This is a genomic window from Kitasatospora sp. NPDC004289 (assembly GCF_053602875.1).
Genome location: NZ_JBSGEL010000003.1, coordinates 55,746 through 72,106 on the forward strand (window position 1 = coordinate 55,746; position 16,361 = coordinate 72,106).

Sequence of the window (16,361 nt, forward strand, 5' to 3'; positions counted from 1 at the left end):
GGTCACCGCTCGACCCGGATCAGGGTGAAGCCGTCGTAGCCCTTGACGCCGACGGTCTGCACGGAGGTGGCGGTGACCCGGGGTTCGGCGGCCAGCTGCTCGTGCAGGCGGCGGGTGCCGAGCACGGCCGGGTCGGTGGAGTCCGCGTCGACGACCGCGCCGCCGCGCACCACGTTGTCGACCACGATCAGGGTGCCGGGGCGGGAGTGGTCGACGGCCCAGGCGACGTAGTCGGGGTTGCTCACCTTGTCGGCGTCGATGAAGAAGAAGTCGAAGGGCTCGACGCCCTCCGCCGCCAGCTCGGCCAGGGTGTCGGCGGCCCGGCCGAGCCGGACCTCCACCCGCTTCGCCAGCCCGGCCCGTTCGAGGTTGCCCCGGGCCACCTCGGCGTGCGCGGGGTCGAGCTCCAGGGTGAGCATCCGCCCGTCCTCGGGCAGCGCCCGGCCCAGCCAGATGGCGCTGTAGCCGCCCAGGGTGCCGACCTCCAGGATCCGCTTCGCCCCGATCGAGCGGGCGAACAGCTGCAGCATCCGCCCCTGGTTGGGCGCCACCGCGATCTGCGGCAGCCCGGCCGCGTCGGCGGCCGCCTGGGCCGCCGTCAGCTCCGGGTCGTCACCGATCAGCGTCTCGCTGAAGTACTCGTCCACCCTGGTCCACTGGTCCTGGCCCACCGGGTCCTCCTAGGTCGTCGACTGATCGTCAGCCTAGTACCGCCGGGAACGCCGACCGCCGGGCCCGACGAACGGGACCCGGCGGTCGGGGAGGGGCTGACGGTCAGTCGGCGCTGGCCACCGGCTCCGGGGCGGGCGTTCCGCCGCTGGTCTCGGGGTGGGCGGCGCGGTGCTTGGCGGCGCGGCGCTTGAGGACCAGTGCCGAGCCGGCCCCGAACAGGGCGGCCACGATCAGGCCGACCCAGGAGAAGGACTTCAGCCAGTGCTCCGCGACCTTGCCGACCGTGTAGATCAGCCAGGTGGTGCCGCCGGCCCAGACGATGCCGCCGAGCACGTTGGCGATCAGGAACCTCCAGTACGGCATCTTCAGGGCGCCGGCCAGCGGGCCGGCGAAGATCCGCAGCAGGGCGATGAAGCGGCCGAAGAAGACCGCCCACATGCCCCACTTCTGGAACGAGCGCTCGGCGGTGGCCAGGTGGTCGGGCCCGAAGTGCTTGGGGAACTTCCTCCCGACCTTCTCGAACAGCGGCTTGCCGCCCTTGCGCCCGATCGAGTACCCGATCGAGTCGCCGACGATCGCGCCGACGATCGCGCAGATCGCCACGCCCCAGGGGTTGACCACACCACTGGCGGCCAGCACCGAGGCGGTCACCAGGGCGATCTCGCCGGGCAGCGGGATGCCCAGGCTCTCCAACAGGATGATCACTCCGACCAGGGCGTAGACCGCGTTGGGCGGCACGCTCTCCAGCCATACGTCAAGGTGCAAGGTCGGTATCCCTCCGTGGGCGGGCAGCACCCGGTGGGCGGTGCCGAAGAAAGTCGTGGGCAGCCTAACCCGGCCCGTCCCCCGGGTACTCCCACGTACGGGAGCCCCCGGCGGTTCCCGCCCTCGCCGACCCTCCGCCCGGACGGGCCGTCAGCCCCGGCCGAGCAGCTCCGGCAGGCCGACCGAGCCGACGATCCGGGCCCGCCGGTCCGGCAGGTCCAGCGCCAGCACCCGGAACAGCCAGGCGTGCCGGGCGGCCAGCGGCACCGTCCGCGGATCGCGCAGCAGCTCACGGCCGCCGACCGACCAGGGCATCGGCGGCACCCGGTACCCGGCCCGCCGGGAGACGCCCCGCAGGGTGGCCCGGCTGAACCAGTGCGGGATCGAGTCGAAGACCAGCGTCCCGCCCGGGAAGCGCTCGGCGCAGCGGTCGAAGAGCTCGCCCACCTCGCCGGGCCGCAGGTACATCAGCAGGCCCTGGGCGACGACCATCACCCCGTGTTCGGGGTCCACCTCGTCCAGCCAGGCCGGGTCGGTGGCCGAGCAGGGCAGCAGCCGCTGGCGGGGCCCGGGCGGGAGCAGCCGGGCGCGCAGCTCGACCGCCTCCGGCAGGTCGACCGAGAGCCAGCGGGCCCGGCCGTTGTCGACCCGCCAGTACTGGGTCTCCAGGCCGTCGCCGAGGCAGACCACGGTGCCGCGCGGACTGCGCCGCAGGAAGTCGGCGACCTCGCCGTCGACCAGCTCGACCCGGCGCCGCTGCATCCGGCTGCCCAGGCCCTGGCCGCTGCCGAAGCGCTCGGCGAAGGGGAAGTCCAGCCGCTCGGTGAGTTCCACGGCCTTGGGGTCGTGGAAGGCGGTGCCGGGCTGACGGGCCGCCACCGCGCGGTGGTGGAGGGTCCACAGCGCGGTCTCCGGGATCGCGGAGAGCTGTTCCATCTCCTCAGGGTGCCGCATCCGGCCCGCACCGACGGGCCGACACCACGGGCGGCTGACGGCCGGTCAGCGGACCCGGCACGGCTCCGCCGGAGGAAGCCGCCTCCTTCGGGCCCGTCCTTCCGACCGCCCACCGGCGCGCCCCCGAGCGAGCCGACCCGCCGACCTCACGCGGCTGCACCGGCCCCTGCCGCCACCTCCGACCCGTCCGCCCGACGGTCCGTCAGGGCGAGCCGGGCCAGCCGGCCGGCCGGCCCGTCAGCCGATGCTGAAGGCCCCCTCGGGCGGGGGCGGCGAGTCGGTGGCGTCCGCGTCCGTGACCGGGGCGGTGCGGCCGACCAGGCGGGCCAGTTCGTCCTGGGGGCAGAGCCGGGCCGGGAAGACGTCGGCGGCCAGCCGCCGCGTCAGCTCGGCCTCGGGCAGCGGCCGGTCGGAGCCGATCAGCAGGACGTTGCCGTAGCGGCGCCCGCGCAGCACGGAGGGCTCGGCGGCCAGGCAGACGTGCGGGAAGACCGCGCGCAGCGTCGCGGCCTGGGCCTTGGCGAAGGCCAGCGGCGGGCCGTCGGCGAGGTTGGCGGCGTAGCAGCCGCCGGGGGCCAGGGCGGCGGCGGCCAGCCGGACGAACTCGACCGAGGTGAGCCGGGCTGGGGTGCGGGAGCCGTGGAAGACGTCCGCCACCACCACGTCGGCGGCGCCCGGGGCGGCCGCGGCGAGCCCCTCGCGGGCGTCGCCGACGGTCACCTCGATCGAGGCGGGCCAGGGCAGCTGACTGCCGATCAGCTCGACCAGCGGGCCGTCCACCTCCACCACCCGCTGCGCCGAACCGGGCCGGGTGGCGTCCAGGTAGCGGGGCAGGGTGAGGGCTCCGCCGCCCAGGTGCAGGGCGGTGAGGGGCTCACCGGCGGGGGCGAGGGCGTCCAGCAGGTGGGCGATCCGCTGGGTGTACTCGAACTCGAGGTGGCCCGGGTCGGCCAGGTCGACGTACGACTGCGGGGTGCCGTCCAGGGTGAGCAGCCAGCCCTGCTCGTGGTCCAGGTCGGGCATCAGCTTGGCCCGGCCGAGGTCCGTGACCCGCTCGACCGGCAGCCGCTCTTCCCCGGTCACCAGGCTCACGCCTGCACCGCGTCGTCGGCCGGGAGGTACGCGGCCAGCCAGCGGTCCAGCTCGGCGAAGACCCGCTCGCGGGCGGACTCGCCGGAGAGCACCAGGTCGTGCATGCCGTCCGGGATCCGCACGGTGGTGACGTGCCGTCCGAGGCGGGGGGCGAGCGCGGAGATGTCGTCGGCGCGCAGCACGGCGTCGCTGCGGTGCAGCGCCGGGTCCCAGCGGGTGGTGCTGATGGAGGCGGTGGAGGCCATCAGCAGCACCGGGCAGTCGACCCGGAGCCCGGCCCGGACGGCGCGGTGGCCTCGCTGGATCGCGGCCAGCCAGCCGGCGTAGAGCGGGAAGCCCTCGGCGGGCTTGAGGGTGAGGTCGAAGTCCCAGCTGCCGCGGTGGTCGCGGTGCAGGCTGTGCACGTAGTGCGGGTTGAGCGAGCTGGGGAGCTTGCGGGTGGCGGAGGCCCGGCCGACGGCGTCGATCAGGGGGGCGCCGAGGGTGCGCACGGCGGGGGCGGCGGGCATGGAGAGGAAGGGGCTGTTGAGGAAGAGCCCGTCCACGACTCCGCGCCCGGCCCGCCGGGAGGCCCAGAGGGCGGTGATCAGGCCGCCGGTGGAGTGGCCGTTGACCAGCAGCCGCGTGTGGCCGTCCTGCTCCCGGACGATCTGGACCGCTTCGTCCAGCTCCTCGTCGTAGGCCGCCAGGTCGGTGATGAAGTTCGGCGACTGATGGGGCCTCAGGGAGCGGCCGTACTTGCGCAGGTCGAGTGCGTAGAAGGAGTACCCGAGCTCGGCGAAGTGGTCGGCCAGGTGGGTCTGGAAGAAGTAGTCCACGTAGCCGTGCACGTACAGCACCGCGCGCCGCGAGCCGGGCAGCAGCCGGCGGACCAGGGTGGCGCTGACGGCGCCCTCCTCGTCGGCGGCCAGCGGCAGCTCGGCCGCCTCGTAGGGGGCACCCAGCAAGGTGTCGGTCCGGAACTCCACGTCGTACCCGCTCCTGATCGGCCGTCGGTTCTACTCGTCGTCGACCTTAGCGCCCCGGTGGCGCCGGCCGACGGTGCCCCGGAGGACCGACACGATGCCGAGGCCGGCGGCGCAGACCGGGACGGCGAGCAGGGCGCCGAGGATGCCGGCGATCCCGGAGCCGGCCACCACCGCGATCATGATGGTGGCGGGGTGGAGTTCGACGGTGCGGCTCTGGATGATCGGCTGGAGGACGTTGCCCTCGATCATCTGGACCGCGAGCACCACGCCGAGGGTCCAGATCGCGGTGCCCAGCCCGCCGTCGGCCAGGGCGACCAGGACGGCCACGGTGCCGGACAGGAAGGCGCCGACGAAGGGGATGTAGGCGCCCATGAAGACCAGCGCGCCGAGGCCGGGGGCACCGGGGACGTCGAGGATCAGCAGGCCGATGGTGATGAAGGTGGCGTCGATCAGGGCGATCAGGGTGGTGCCGCGCATGAAGCCGGCCATCGCGCTGAAGGCCTGCTGTCCGCAGGCGATCACCAGCTCGGCCTGACGCTCCGGCAGCACGCCGCGCACCGCGTCCCCGGTGCGGTGCCCGTCCCGGAGGAAGAAGAAGACCAGGGCGAGCGCCAGCACCCCGCCGGTGACCAGCTGGGTGAGCACGCCGATGCCGGAGAGCACTCCGTTGGCCAGCTGTCCCACCACCGTGCTGCCGGTGCCGGCCGCCGAGGAGAGGCCGGACTGGATCTTCTCCCCGGCCGGGCCCAGCCAGTCCGCGATCCGCTGGCCGGTCTCGCGCAGCGAGGCGGCGATCTGCGGGGCGCTGTGCACCAGGGAGTTGGTGAGCAGGGTGAGCACGGCGGCGACCGCCAGCACCAGCACCGCGCAGGTCAGGGCGGCGGCCAGGCCGCGCTTGACGCCGCGTCGGACCAGCCAGGGCATCACGGGGTAGAGCAGTGCGGTGGCCAGCAGCGAGAGGATCACCGGGATGGTGGCGGCCCGCAGGGCCACCAGGGCGTAGACGACCAGGGCGGCCACGGTGATGAACAGGACCACCGCCACCGACCAGGCGGCGGCCGCCCGGACGGTCGACGGGAGCATCAGATGGGGCGGCCGGAGGTCCTCGGGCGGCCGCTCCGCCTCGGTACCGGGCTCCACTGCCATGCCGCCGCCTCCCGCCACCCGTGCCTGATCCGTCCATCTGATCACAGGATCTGACGGAATGTCCGGATCGGCGGCCGGCTACCGCGCGCCGTCCACCACCCTGCGCAACAGCCCGATGCGGTTGCTGGTCACGGAGGCCACCCCGAGGGCCAGCAGCCGGACCATGGTGCGGCGGCGGTCGGCGGTCCAGGTGCTGACGGCCAGTCCGCTGTCCGCGGCGGCCCGGACGTAGTCGGCGTCCAGCAGGCCGAACGGCGGGTTGAGGTAGCGCGGGCGCAGGTCGGCCAGCAGGGTGGCGGCAGGCTGCTGCGGGAGCTTCCAGGTCAGCGCCAGCTCGGCCGCCGGGTCCAGCGCGCGGACGGCCAGCATCGCGGACGCCGGCCCGCACCAGCCGGTGGAGCGCTCGGCTCCCAGCCCGCGCACCACCGCGTGCGCGGCGGCGGCCGGGCCCGGGCCGTCCAGGTCGAGCAGCATCCGGGCGTCGGGGTACGCCGCGGCGGCCTTCAGTGCCTCGGCCAGGGTCGGGACCCGCATCCCCGGCGCACCGATCTCCTCCAGCTGGGCGAGGGTGACGGAGCCGATCGGGCGCTGGTCCTCCCAGAGCCGGCTCAGCGTCAGGTCGTGCAGCAGCACCGGGACGCCGTCGCGGGTGAGCTGGACGTCGACCTCCACCGCGTCGGCCCCAGCGGCGAAGGCCGACTCGACCGAGGGCAGGGTGTTCTCGCGGAAGCGGTACGGGTCGCCCCGGTGGGCGACGGCGAGGGCACGGGCACCGGCTCGGGGCATCAGCCGCGCTCCACCACGACGTTGGTGGACTTGATCACCGCGGTGGCCCGGGCCCCGGGCACCAGCTGCAGTTCCTCGGCGGACTCCCGGCTGATCAGCGAGACCACCCGGAACGGCCCGGCCTGGATCTCCACCTGGGCGGCAACGTCGCCGAGCAGCACCTCGGTCACGATGCCGGGGAAGCGGTTGCGCGCGGAGGACGGGCGGCCCTCCGCCTCGGCGTTCTCCGGCTTGGCCAACTCGCGGGCGAAGGACGCCAGTTCGGCGCCGCCGATGATCCGGTGACCGTGCTCGTCCCGCTCCGCCGCCACCCGCCCGGCATCCACCCAGCGGCGCACCGTGTCGGTGCTGACGCCGAGCAGCGCGGCGGCCTCGCCGATGCGGTAGGGGTGGACCGGCCGGTCGGCCATGTGGGGCTCCTGACACGAGGGTGGGCAGTACCGGGATCATCCTGCCGCATCCGGGGCGGCGTCAGGTAACGGCCAGTCAGGGTTTTACCGGGCTTAAACTGGACAGAACGGTCAGTGGAACCCGAACGATCCAGGAGCAGCAGAGCATGGCACCCGAGCCCGTCCCGTTCGCCTTCATAGCCGAGGCGGAGCGCTACCAGAGCAACGTCACCCCGCCGGAGCCCGAGCCGCGCTCGGTCCGCCGGGTGCTGGGCGGGCTGCTGGTGACGGTCGTGGTGGTCGCGGGTCTGCTCGCCGCCGTCGCACTGGGGATGCCGGCCCTGCGCTCCCCCGCCGCCTGACCTCCGGCCCGCGCCCGCCGCCCGCCGACCGCCGACCGCCGACCGCCCCCTGAACGCGCGTCAGGCCCGGGCTCCGCTCACGGCTCGCCGAAGAAGTCGCGGCGGACCGCGTCGCCGGCGGTGAGCACCGCACCCGCGAGGACGGCGCCGCCCCCGGCCGCACCGGGCCGCACCTCGGTGGTGAACGGGCACAGGCCCGCCAGCCGGCGTTCCACCAGCGCCGCCAGCTCGGCCCCGCCGGCCCGGCCGAGCTCCCCGCCGAGCACCACGCAGCCCGGGTCGAGCACCACGCAGACCGCCGCCACCCCGATCGCGATCCGTTCGGCCAGCTCCGTCAGGAAGGCCGCCTCCGCGGACCCGCCGGCCCCCGCGGCTCCGCCCGCCTCCACGGCGGACCGCAGCACGCCCTCAGCCTGTTCCACCGGGCCGCCCGACGGCACGGTCAGCCCGTGCTCCCGGGCCAGTTCGCAGACCGCGCGGCTGCTGACCGTGGAGTCGAAGCCGTTGTCGCAGCCGTCCGCGGTGGGCAGCCCGCCGGTGCCGGGCACGGGCAGGAAGCCGATCTCCCCGGTGCCGCCGGAGGCACCTCGGCGCAGCCGGCCGCCGAGCACCACCGAGGCACCGGTGCCGTGGCCGAGCCAGAACAGCACGAAGTCCTCGCGCCCCTGGGCGGCGCCGATCCGGTGCTCGGCGATCCCGGCCAGGTTGACCTCGTTCTCCAGCAGCACCTCGGTCTCCGGCTGGGCCCGCAGACCGGCCAGCAGTTCGGCGTGCCAGCGCGGCAGTTGGCCGGAGTTGTGCAGCTCCCCGGTGGCCGGGTCCACCACCCCGGGGGCACCGACCGCGACGGTGTGCAGCCGCCGCACCCCGGCCCCGGCGCAGGCCTCCGCCAGCGCCTCCAACGTACGGCCCGTCAGGTCCGCCCCGTGCTCCGGCCCGGCCGGCACCTCGGCGGTGGCCACCGTACGGCCCGTCAGATCCGCCACCACCAGGGTGACCCCGGTGGCCCGGACGTCGATCCCGGCCAGGTGGGCCCGGTCGGCGACCAGGGCGTACAGCCGGGCGTTCGGCCCGCGGCGCTGCTCGCCGCTCTCCCCCACCACCGTGACCAGACCGCCGCGCTGGAGCCGCTCCAGCAGGTCGGCGACGGTCGGCCGGGAGAGGCCGGTCAGACCGCGCAGCTCGGTGGCGGTGAGCGACCCCTGGGCCAGCAGCAGGTCGAGCGCCAGGCGGTCGTTGATGGCGCGGGCGGTGCTCGGCGTGGCCGTGCGCGCGATGCTCATGGGACGGCATCCTTCCAGAGCTATCTATCAGGTTCCCTTCCTGATAGGTTATCGCCCTGCCACCACCCGCTCGTTCCGTCAGTCCTAAGGGGGACGCCTCACCATGGAGACCATGGAGTCCGGTCAGCAGGTCCGCCGCGCCAGGGTGCGGATCGCCCTGGTCTTCGCCGTGCACGGTGCCGTCACCGGCAGCTTCGTCAGCCGCATCCCGTGGCTCCAGGACCACCTCGACCTGAGCCCCGGTCAGCTCGGGCTGGCCCTGGTCGCCCCGGCGGTCGGCGCCTCGCTCGCCATGCCGCTGGCCGGCCGGATCGTCCACCGGTACGGCGCCCTGGCGGCCGTCCGCTGGCTGCTGGTGCTCTGGTGCCTGTCGCTGGCGCTGCCCGCGACGGCCGTCAACCTGCCGACGCTCTTCCTCGCCCTGCTGGTCTACGGCGGCACCTCCGGCATGTCGGACGTGGCGATGAACGCCCAGGGCGTCGAGGTGGAGCAGCGCTACGGACGCTCCATCATGTCCGGTCTGCACGGCATGTGGAGCGCCGGCGGCCTGCTGGCCTCCGGTTTCGGCGTGCTCGCCGCGCACCAGCAGTTCGACGCCCGGATCCAGCTGGCGCTCACCGCGCTGGTGCTGGCGGCCGCCGGCTACGCGGTCTGCGGCGGACTGCTGGACGTCCGCCCCGCCCCCGGCGCCGAGGAGCCGCCGCGCTTCGCGCTGCCGCCGCGTTCGGCCCTGGCGATCGGGCTGGTCGGCTTCTGCGCGGTCTTCGCCGAGGGCGCCTCGATGGACTGGAGCGGCGTCTACCTGCGGGACGTCACGGGCGCCTCCCCCAGCGTGGCGGCCGCCTGCTACACCGCCTTCGCCGCGACCATGACGGTGGCCCGGCTGCTCGGGGACCTGCTGGTGCAGCGCCTCGGCGCGGTCCGCTCCGTCCGCGTCGGCGGTTCGCTGGCCACGGCCGGCGGGCTGCTGGTGATCGCCACCGACTCGGCATGGGCCGCCATCCCGGGCTTCGCGCTGATCGGCATCGGCATCGCGGTGGTGGTCCCGCTCGCCTTCGCCGCGGCCGGCCGCGCCGGCGGTGACCCGAGCCGCTCCATCGCTGGCGTCGCCACCATCACCTACACCTCCGGCCTGGTCGCCCCGGCGATCGTCGGCGGCATCGCCCAGGCCAGCTCACTGACCGTCTCCTTCACCGTGGTCACCGCACTCACCGCCGCGATGGTGCTCGGCGCGGGGGCCCTGCGCCAGAACCGCCCGTCCGACAAGGTGGCCGGCACCGTCCCGAACGACAGCGTCACCACTCGCTGACCCCCTTCCCGTGCGCGGACACGAGTCGGCCCCTCCCGGATGCAGCCAGGAGGGGCCGACGGCTTCTGGGCCGCGCTCCGGGGAGCGGGCACCGGTCCTGCGTCCGGCTGACGCCGGGTCAGCGGCGGACGGCGAGCAGCAGTCCGCCGGCCCAGTCGAGCCGGACGCTGCGGAAGTCGGGGCGCACCGCGAGCTCCGCGAGCAGCGCGTCCACGGCCTCCTGGTGTCCGGCCGGCCAGCCGGGCTGCGGCAGCAGGTCGTCGATCAGGTAGCAGCCGCCGGGGGCGACCAGTTCCAGGGCCCGGTCGAGGTGGGTGAACTTGCCCGGCCAGGTGTCCGCGAAGACCAGGTCGAAGAGCGGCCCCCGGTACTCCGTCAGCCAGGCGCCGCCGTCGGCCCGGACGAAGGAGACCCGGCCGTCCGCCGCGAACTGCTCGCGGGCCACCGCCTGCAGCTCCTCGTCCAGCTCCACCGTTACCAGTGACGCCTTCTCGTCCATCCCGTCCAGCAGCCAGGCGGTGCCTTCTCCGACCCCGGTGCCGAGCTCCAGCAGGCGGCCGCCCGGGTGGGCGGCGGCCAGCGTCGCGAGCAGCGCCCCGGTCCGCGCCTCGCTCGACATGGTGAACCCGGCCCGACGGGCGGCCTCCCGCAACGCGGCCAGGGACGCGGGCAGTTCTGTCGGTTCGTCATCCATCGGGCGATGATCACCGCTCCACCACGGCCGGCACAAGCAGTTTCCGGGCCCATCAAGGAGACAGCCCCTAGGGCATCCGACGGTCCAGGCGCAGGCGCTCGCCGTCGCCCGCCCGGATCGGGCAGTCCGGCATCGGACACCCGCACTCGCCGAAGGACAGTGCGGCGCCGGAGACGTACTCGGCCCGGTCGAAGTCCCGGCGGCTGCCGTACTCACCCCGGACCTGCATCCGCTCGGCCACCCGCTCCGTCAACTCACCCATCGCCGACCTCCGTTGTCGCGCACTGCCTCGTTGTCCTGCCGACCGGGAAGTCGATCGACTAGCTTGGTAACAGGATCGACACGGAGAGCTACCAAGGCCAGAGGTGACGATCCAACAACCGATCCGACAGACCGGGGGACCCTGCACCGATGCCCAGTCCGCGTGAGCTCGACCCGTCCGAATCCATGCTGGCGCTCTTCGGTTCGGAGCTGCGCGACCACCGCACCAAGGCCCGGCTCAGCCAGGAGGGCCTCGGTGATCTCCTCGGCTACACCGGGTCGTTGATCGGCCAGATCGAGACCGGCCGGCGCACGCCGACCCGGGAGTTCGCCGAGCGGGTCGACGCCACCCTCGACGCGGCCGGGATCTTCTCGAAGCTCTGGCCGCACGTGACCCGCGGCCAGTTCCCCAGTTTCTTCAAGTCGTACGCCGAACTCGAGCCCCGGGCCTGCCAGATGCTGGAGTACGGCGGAGACCTGATCCCCGGGCTCGGTCAGACCGAGGGGTACATGCGTGCAGTATTCGAAGCCGGATTGCCCTTGGCCCGACCGGAACTGATCGAGGAGAAGGTCGCAGCGCGCCTGGGACGACAACAACTGCTCACCGGTCCAACACGTCCGCTGTTGTGGTGGCTTCTTTCGGAAAATGCCATTCGTCGACCGGTGGGCGGTTTTGACACGATGGCTGATCAGTTGACGAAGCTGCTTGGCCTGGTCCGGTCAAGAATGGTGGTGATCCAGGTACTGGAGACGTCCCGTGGGGCGCATGCGTTGCTGGAGGGTTCGATGACGCTAATGTCCTTCACCGACGGCACCCCGGACACGGGGTACGTCGAGGCGCCGCATACCGGTGTGCTGGTCGAAAACCCCGACCGGGTAAGGGAGTTGAGACTCTCCTACGACCTGGCTCGGGCCGACGCACTCTCACCCGAAGCGTCGCTGAACCTCGTTGAAAAGGTAGCTAAGGAGCACCAGAACCATGCTGACGAACAGCGAGCTGAACCGAGCTGACTGGCAGTCGTCGAGCTACAGCGGGGCGTCCGGCGGCAACTGCGTGCAGCCGGCCCTCAACCTCTCCGCTGCGCACGGCGTCGTCCCGGTCCGCGACTCCAAGGACCCGCAGGGCCCGCACCTGGAGTTCGGCACCGCAGCTTGGGCCGCGTTCGCCACCTGGGCCGCGGGCTTCGAGGTCTGATCCAGGCCCTTCGGGGTCTGATCGGGACCCTTCGAGGTCCGGTCCAGGCCTGAGCCCCACCCCCCACACCGACCCGCCCCCGGGTCCTGGCCGTCGATCCGGACGACGGCCCGGCTACCCTCGGGGCCATGAACCACGCAGCTCCGCCCGCCCCACCCGCCCTCCGCAACCCCGTCGGCGCCCACGTACCGGTGGCCGGCCGCGGACTGGTCGGCACCGGGCTGGCGTACGCGGAGCGGGTCGGCGCCGAGGCCGTGCAGGTCTTCGTCGCCAACCCGCGCGGCTGGGCCACGCCGTCCGGCGACCCGGCCCGCGACGAGGAGTTCAGGGCGGCGTGCGCGGAGTCCGGCATCCCGGCCTACGTGCACGCGCCCTACCTGATCAACTTCGGCTCGGACAGCACCGCGACCCGGGAGCGCTCGGCCGACTCCCTGCGCCACTCGCTGAGCCGGGGTCACCGGATCGGTGCCCTCGGCGTGGTGGTGCACACCGGCTCCGCCGTCGGGCAGGAGCCGGGCGGCGGCTCCCGGTACGCTGCCGCGATGCGCCAGGTGCGCGAGGACGTCCGTCCCCTGCTGGACGAGCTCGACGCCCTCGGCGAGGACGCGCCCTGGCTGCTGCTGGAGCCCACCGCCGGGCAGGGCAGCTCGCTCTGCTCCCGGATGGAGGACCTGGCCGCCTACGTCGAGGCACTGGACCACCACCCCAAGGTGGGGGTGTGCCTCGACACCTGCCACGCCTTCGCCGCCGGGCACGACCTGGCGGACCCCGAGGGCGTGGCCAAGACGCTGGACGCGCTCACCGCCGCAGCCGGTCCCGGCCGCCTGCGGCTGGTGCACGCCAACGACTCGATGGACGTGGTCGGAGCCCGCAAGGACCGCCACCAGAACATCGGCGCCGGACACATCGGCGCGGCCGCCTTCGCGGCGCTGCTCGCCCACCCCGCCACCGAGGGCGTCCCGTTCGTGATCGAGACCCCGGACGGACGCCACGACCCGGACCGGGTGGAGGGCGTTCGGCACGCCGCCGACATCGCTCTGCTCAAATCCCTGCGGAACACAAATCCCCTCGGAGAGAAGCAGTCTGACGATCAGTCAAACCACTCCAACGAGTGAGACTCGGCCCCCGCCGCCGGGGTAGGTCCCGGGCGACCGACGGCCCGGAGGGGCCGGGGAGGGGAACCCGAATGACCACGCGCACCGTGCTCGACCAGAAGCTCGACCGTTCCTTCGACATGTTGGACACCGACCGGGACGGGCACATCCGCGAAGAGGACCTGATCTCGCTGGCCTCGCGCCTGAGTTCGGCCTTCGACAGCCACTCGCTCAGCGTGGTGGCCCGCCTGGAGGGCGCCTTCGCCGCCCTCTGGGACATCGACCTGATCCCGATGGACACCGCCCACAAGGGCTCCATCGACCGCGAGGAGTGGCGGGCCGGGGTCCGCAAGGCCGTCGCCACCGACCGGGCCGGCTTCCTCGGGCGGATGAACACCATGCTCCGGGCCTGGCTGGAGCTGTGCGACACCGACGACGACGGGTGGCTCAGCCGCGAGCAGTTCATCACCATGTACGGCCGCACGCTGGGCCTGAAGCAGGAGAAGCTCGAGGTCGCCTTCACCATGCTCGACACCGACGGGGACGGCGCGATCAGCCTCAACCAGGTCTGCCACGCAGTCGAGGAGTACTACACCAGCGAGGAGGCCGACACCCCGGGGAACTGGCTGTTCGGCCCGCTGCGCTGACGCCCCGCCGCGCCGTGGTGGTGGAGCGGGGGGCACCACCACCACGGCGCGGCCGCCGGAACCGCACCCGTCTCAGGACGAGCGGTAGCGCCGGCTCGCACTCGTCCAGGCGTACACCCCGTCCACCAGCTGCCTGGTCCCCTCCAGGTACCAGCGGGCGCCCGGGTGACGCAGCACCAGCCCGCTGCGCAGCAGCTCGCTCTCGGCCCGCAGCCCCGCGGTCCGGTCCGCCACCACCCGCCGGGCCGTCTCCCGGCTCAGCCCGAACTCCCGGCGCAGCAGCGTGACGGTGTTGAAGCCGTTGCCCTGCCTCTCCTCCCGCTCCAGCGAGAACAGGTCGTTGATCAGCGTGGCCGCGTCGGCGGTCTGCGCGCGCAGCCGCCGCCAGTCCGCCCGCAGGCAGAGCCCGCGGGGCAGTTCGCGGTCGGCCACCCGCTCCAGCAGGTTCATGAACGGGTAGAGGCAGCTGGCGTGCCGGCGCATCAGCACGGCCGGCAGCCCGCCGGGCAGGGTGCCCCGGCTGCGGTGCTCGGTCTCCGTGACGAAGGTGCGCAGACAGTCCGCCCAGTCCCGGGCCGCGCGCCTGCGCCAGCGGCGGCTGCGCCCCAGGCACTGGCGGTACCAGAGCTCCGTCCACGCCCCGAGCAGGGCGTCGCCCCGGTCCGCCGGGGGTAGCAGCGGCACCCTCGGCCGGCCCGCGGCCCTGGTGACGGCGATCAGGCGGCCGGTGAACTCGCCCGCGCTGGGCGGGTGGTGGCCGATCGGTCCGTCGAAGTGGTCGTCCAGCAGGGTGAACCAGCCGAGCACGTCCAGCAGCAGCCGGCGCTCCCGCACGGGGGCTCCGGGGTAGCTGAGGTCGATCAGCTCCGGCAGGCCGTAGGCCCGGTAGCGCTCCAGCCCGTGCCCGCGGATCAGTCCGTGCCGGAGCAGCCAGTCCTGGTGCCGGAGCTCCTCCTGGCTGCGGGCCTCCAGTGCGGAGTTCACCGGCGTCCCGCCGGGGCGCCGCGCCGGACCGGTCTCTCGAGGGCGGGCGCCTCGGCGGAGGGCTCCTCTGCGGCGGGCCTCGCGGCGCCGAGCTTCTGAGGGGCGGGATTCTCGGCGGCGGGAGCGCTCGCGGGTGCGGGCAGCAGACGGGCCGTCAGCCGTTCGGGCTTGAGCCGGACCCCCTGGGCCTGCACCGTCGTCCACACCACCTCGCGGGCCCTGGCCCCGGCCACCGGCCGCAGCCGCCAGGTCCGCAGCAGGGTGACCGCGACCACCGCCAGCTCCATCCAGGCGAAGGCCTCGCCGATGCAGCGGTGCTTGCCGGCGCCGAAGGGCAGGAAGGCGTGCCGTTCGGTGGAGAGCGGGCGGTCCGGGTCGAAGAGCAGCGGGTCGGTGTGGCGGGCGGGGTCGCGGTGCAGGGCGGTGAGGCTGTACAGGAGTTCGGCCCCGGCGGGGACGGTGTACGGGCCGAGCCGGACCTGTTCGGCGGCGGTGCGCATCAGGAAGGCGTTGGGGGCGTGCAGCCGGAGCACCTCGCGCAGCACCCGGCGCAGGTAGGGCAGCCGTTCGATCGCCTCGATGCTCAACTCCTCCCCGGGTCGCAGCTGTTGGTCGATCTCGGCGAGCAGCTCGCGGTGCACCTCGGGATGGTCGAGCAGCTCCTGGCAGAGCCAGCTGAGGGTGGTGGAGACCGTCTCGGTGCCGGCGCCGAACATGGCGATGGCCTCGGAGCGGACGGCGTGCTCGTCGAGCGGGCGGCCGGTGGCCGGGTCGGTGACGGTGCGCAGGAGGGCGAGCAGCGGTCCGGCCTCGTCGTCGGACGGGGTGCGGACGGCCTGGTCGACCACCCGGTTGAGCACCCGGACGGCGGCGGCGAACCGGCGGTTGACCGGCAGCGGGAGGCGGGCCAGCGCCGGGTGCGGCCAGAGCGACTGGATGATCTGACCCTTCACCAGTTCGGGCAGGGCCCGGTGGAAGGCGCCGGTGTGGGCGGGGCGCAGCCGGGCACCGAAGAGGGCACCGGTGACGATCTCCAGCGCGAGGTGGTTCATCTCCCGGGCCACGTCCACGGTGCGGCCGGGCTGCCAGGCGCCGATCCGATCCCGGGCCAGGCGTTCCACCAGCGGGACGTACCCGGCCACCCGCTCGGCGGTGAAGGCGGGTTGGAGCGAGCGCCGGCGGTCGCGGTGGGCGGTGCCCTCGCTCATCAGCAGGCCGTCGCCGAAGGCGTCCCGCAGGGTCTGCTGCACGGCGCCGCGCGGGCAGGTGCGGGCCAGCGGGGTGAGCAGGGCGTGCACCAGGGCGGGGCTGGTGACCACGTGGACGGTGCGCGGGCCGAGGCCGATCCGGACCACCTCCCCGGTGCGGGAGAGCGAGCCGAGGAAGCCGAGCGGGTCGCGGAGCAGGGCCGGCGCGTGGCCGAGTCCGGGGAGTCTCCCCGGTGCGAAGGGGACGGGTGGCACGGACATGCGGATCGCCTCGCTCTCGGGAAGGGCCCCAGGCGGTGGCCTGGGGTGGGGACGGCCGCCCACTCTCCGCCCGGGGAGAATTCGGCACAAATCGCCCGCCACCCGAAGAGATGACCGCCCCGCCCGTGACCCCGCCGGACCATCCCTCCTTCGCCACCCCACACTCCGGCCACCCAGGGCAACGCCCCCGTCCCAACGGAGCAGCCGGTCCGCGAAAGAGCTGACCATAGGTCACCGGCTCGGCCCACTCGCTCCTTTCACCCGTCCGCCCGCCGTCCTGCCACCGTTCGG

The 16,361-nt window shown here is 73.9% G+C and carries 19 protein-coding genes; 6 read left to right on the forward strand and 13 right to left on the reverse strand.

Annotated features, from left to right (window positions below; translation table 11 throughout):
- Nucleotides 1-2: 2 nt before the first annotated feature.
- The 8 genes from ACWEPF_RS02860 to ACWEPF_RS02895 form a co-directional block, all read right to left on the reverse strand.
- Nucleotides 3-671 carry an O-methyltransferase gene (locus ACWEPF_RS02860; protein WP_452171128.1) on the reverse strand — a complete coding sequence of 223 codons (669 nt, stop codon included), beginning with the start codon at nt 669-671 and terminating at the stop codon, nt 3-5.
- Between the two features lie 103 nt (nt 672-774).
- Nucleotides 775-1,437, reverse strand: a complete 663-nt coding sequence (locus ACWEPF_RS02865; RefSeq protein ID WP_452171129.1) for a DedA family protein — start codon at nt 1,435-1,437, stop codon at nt 775-777.
- Between the two features lie 150 nt (nt 1,438-1,587).
- Nucleotides 1,588-2,373, reverse strand: coding sequence for a class I SAM-dependent methyltransferase (locus ACWEPF_RS02870; protein ID WP_345285429.1), 786 nt, complete (start codon nt 2,371-2,373; stop codon nt 1,588-1,590).
- Between the two features lie 255 nt (nt 2,374-2,628).
- Nucleotides 2,629-3,414, reverse strand: coding sequence for a spermidine synthase (locus tag ACWEPF_RS02875; protein WP_452171245.1), 786 nt, complete (start codon nt 3,412-3,414; stop codon nt 2,629-2,631).
- A gap of 65 nt (nt 3,415-3,479) precedes the next feature.
- Nucleotides 3,480-4,451 (reverse strand): alpha/beta hydrolase, encoded by a 972-nt coding sequence (locus ACWEPF_RS02880; RefSeq protein ID WP_452171130.1) that lies wholly within the window; start codon nt 4,449-4,451, stop codon nt 3,480-3,482.
- 30 nt (nt 4,452-4,481) lie between these two features.
- Nucleotides 4,482-5,597 (reverse strand): AI-2E family transporter, encoded by a 1,116-nt coding sequence (locus tag ACWEPF_RS02885; RefSeq protein ID WP_452171131.1) that lies wholly within the window; start codon nt 5,595-5,597, stop codon nt 4,482-4,484.
- Nucleotides 5,598-5,675: 78 nt separating this feature from the next.
- The gene (locus ACWEPF_RS02890) at nt 5,676-6,383 is read right to left on the reverse strand and encodes a glycerophosphodiester phosphodiesterase (protein ID WP_452171132.1); all 708 of its coding nucleotides are present in this window, start codon (nt 6,381-6,383) and stop codon (nt 5,676-5,678) included.
- Nucleotides 6,383-6,793: a TOBE domain-containing protein gene (locus tag ACWEPF_RS02895; protein WP_452171133.1), complete on the reverse strand. Its 411-nt coding sequence runs from the start codon at nt 6,791-6,793 to the stop codon at nt 6,383-6,385. The genes ACWEPF_RS02890 and ACWEPF_RS02895 overlap by 1 nt, the downstream gene beginning before the upstream one ends.
- Before the next feature lie 146 nt (nt 6,794-6,939).
- On the opposite strand from ACWEPF_RS02895, the gene ACWEPF_RS02900 reads away from it, so the two are divergent.
- Nucleotides 6,940-7,134 (forward strand): hypothetical protein, encoded by a 195-nt coding sequence (locus tag ACWEPF_RS02900; RefSeq protein ID WP_345285418.1) that lies wholly within the window; start codon nt 6,940-6,942, stop codon nt 7,132-7,134.
- 77 nt (nt 7,135-7,211) lie between these two features.
- Here the strand turns inward: ACWEPF_RS02900 and ACWEPF_RS02905 are convergent, their stop codons facing one another.
- Nucleotides 7,212-8,417, reverse strand: coding sequence for an ROK family transcriptional regulator (locus tag ACWEPF_RS02905; protein ID WP_452171134.1), 1,206 nt, complete (start codon nt 8,415-8,417; stop codon nt 7,212-7,214).
- A gap of 103 nt (nt 8,418-8,520) precedes the next feature.
- Here ACWEPF_RS02905 and ACWEPF_RS02910 point away from each other — a divergent pair, with 103 nt between their 5' ends.
- Nucleotides 8,521-9,726 (forward strand): MFS transporter, encoded by a 1,206-nt coding sequence (locus ACWEPF_RS02910; RefSeq protein WP_449798115.1) that lies wholly within the window; start codon nt 8,521-8,523, stop codon nt 9,724-9,726.
- Between the two features lie 118 nt (nt 9,727-9,844).
- On the opposite strand, the gene ACWEPF_RS02915 is transcribed toward ACWEPF_RS02910, so the two are convergent.
- Together ACWEPF_RS02915 and ACWEPF_RS02920 are read right to left on the reverse strand one after the other, a co-directional pair.
- The gene (locus ACWEPF_RS02915) at nt 9,845-10,420 is read right to left on the reverse strand and encodes an O-methyltransferase (protein ID WP_452171135.1); all 576 of its coding nucleotides are present in this window, start codon (nt 10,418-10,420) and stop codon (nt 9,845-9,847) included.
- Between the two features lie 67 nt (nt 10,421-10,487).
- Nucleotides 10,488-10,682, reverse strand: coding sequence for a hypothetical protein (locus ACWEPF_RS02920; protein ID WP_345285413.1), 195 nt, complete (start codon nt 10,680-10,682; stop codon nt 10,488-10,490).
- A 149-nt stretch (nt 10,683-10,831) separates the two neighbouring features.
- Between ACWEPF_RS02920 and ACWEPF_RS02925 the strand changes: the two genes are divergently transcribed.
- The 4 genes from ACWEPF_RS02925 (at nt 10,832) to ACWEPF_RS02940 (ending at nt 13,617) form a co-directional block, all read left to right on the forward strand.
- On the forward strand, nt 10,832-11,692 hold the full coding sequence (locus ACWEPF_RS02925) for a helix-turn-helix domain-containing protein (RefSeq protein ID WP_345285411.1): 861 nt from the start codon (nt 10,832-10,834) through the stop codon (nt 11,690-11,692).
- Complete coding sequence (locus ACWEPF_RS02930; RefSeq protein ID WP_345285409.1) at nt 11,661-11,876, forward strand: DUF397 domain-containing protein; 216 nt, start codon at nt 11,661-11,663, stop codon at nt 11,874-11,876. Before ACWEPF_RS02925 ends, ACWEPF_RS02930 begins: the two co-directional genes overlap by 32 nt.
- 128 nt (nt 11,877-12,004) lie before the next feature.
- Entirely contained in the window at nt 12,005-12,991 is a 987-nt protein-coding gene (locus tag ACWEPF_RS02935; RefSeq protein WP_452171136.1) for a deoxyribonuclease IV, read from the forward strand.
- 71 nt (nt 12,992-13,062) lie between these two features.
- Nucleotides 13,063-13,617: an EF-hand domain-containing protein gene (locus tag ACWEPF_RS02940; protein ID WP_345285405.1), complete on the forward strand. Its 555-nt coding sequence runs from the start codon at nt 13,063-13,065 to the stop codon at nt 13,615-13,617.
- A 72-nt stretch (nt 13,618-13,689) separates the two neighbouring features.
- Here ACWEPF_RS02940 and ACWEPF_RS02945 read toward each other — a convergent pair whose 3' ends face one another.
- Together ACWEPF_RS02945 and ACWEPF_RS02950 are read right to left on the reverse strand one after the other, a co-directional pair.
- Complete coding sequence (locus ACWEPF_RS02945; protein ID WP_452171137.1) at nt 13,690-14,601, reverse strand: terpene synthase family protein; 912 nt, start codon at nt 14,599-14,601, stop codon at nt 13,690-13,692.
- Complete coding sequence (locus tag ACWEPF_RS02950) at nt 14,598-16,070, reverse strand: cytochrome P450 (protein ID WP_452171138.1); 1,473 nt, start codon at nt 16,068-16,070, stop codon at nt 14,598-14,600. The genes ACWEPF_RS02945 and ACWEPF_RS02950 overlap by 4 nt, the downstream gene beginning before the upstream one ends.
- Between the last annotated feature and the right edge of the window lie 291 nt (nt 16,071-16,361).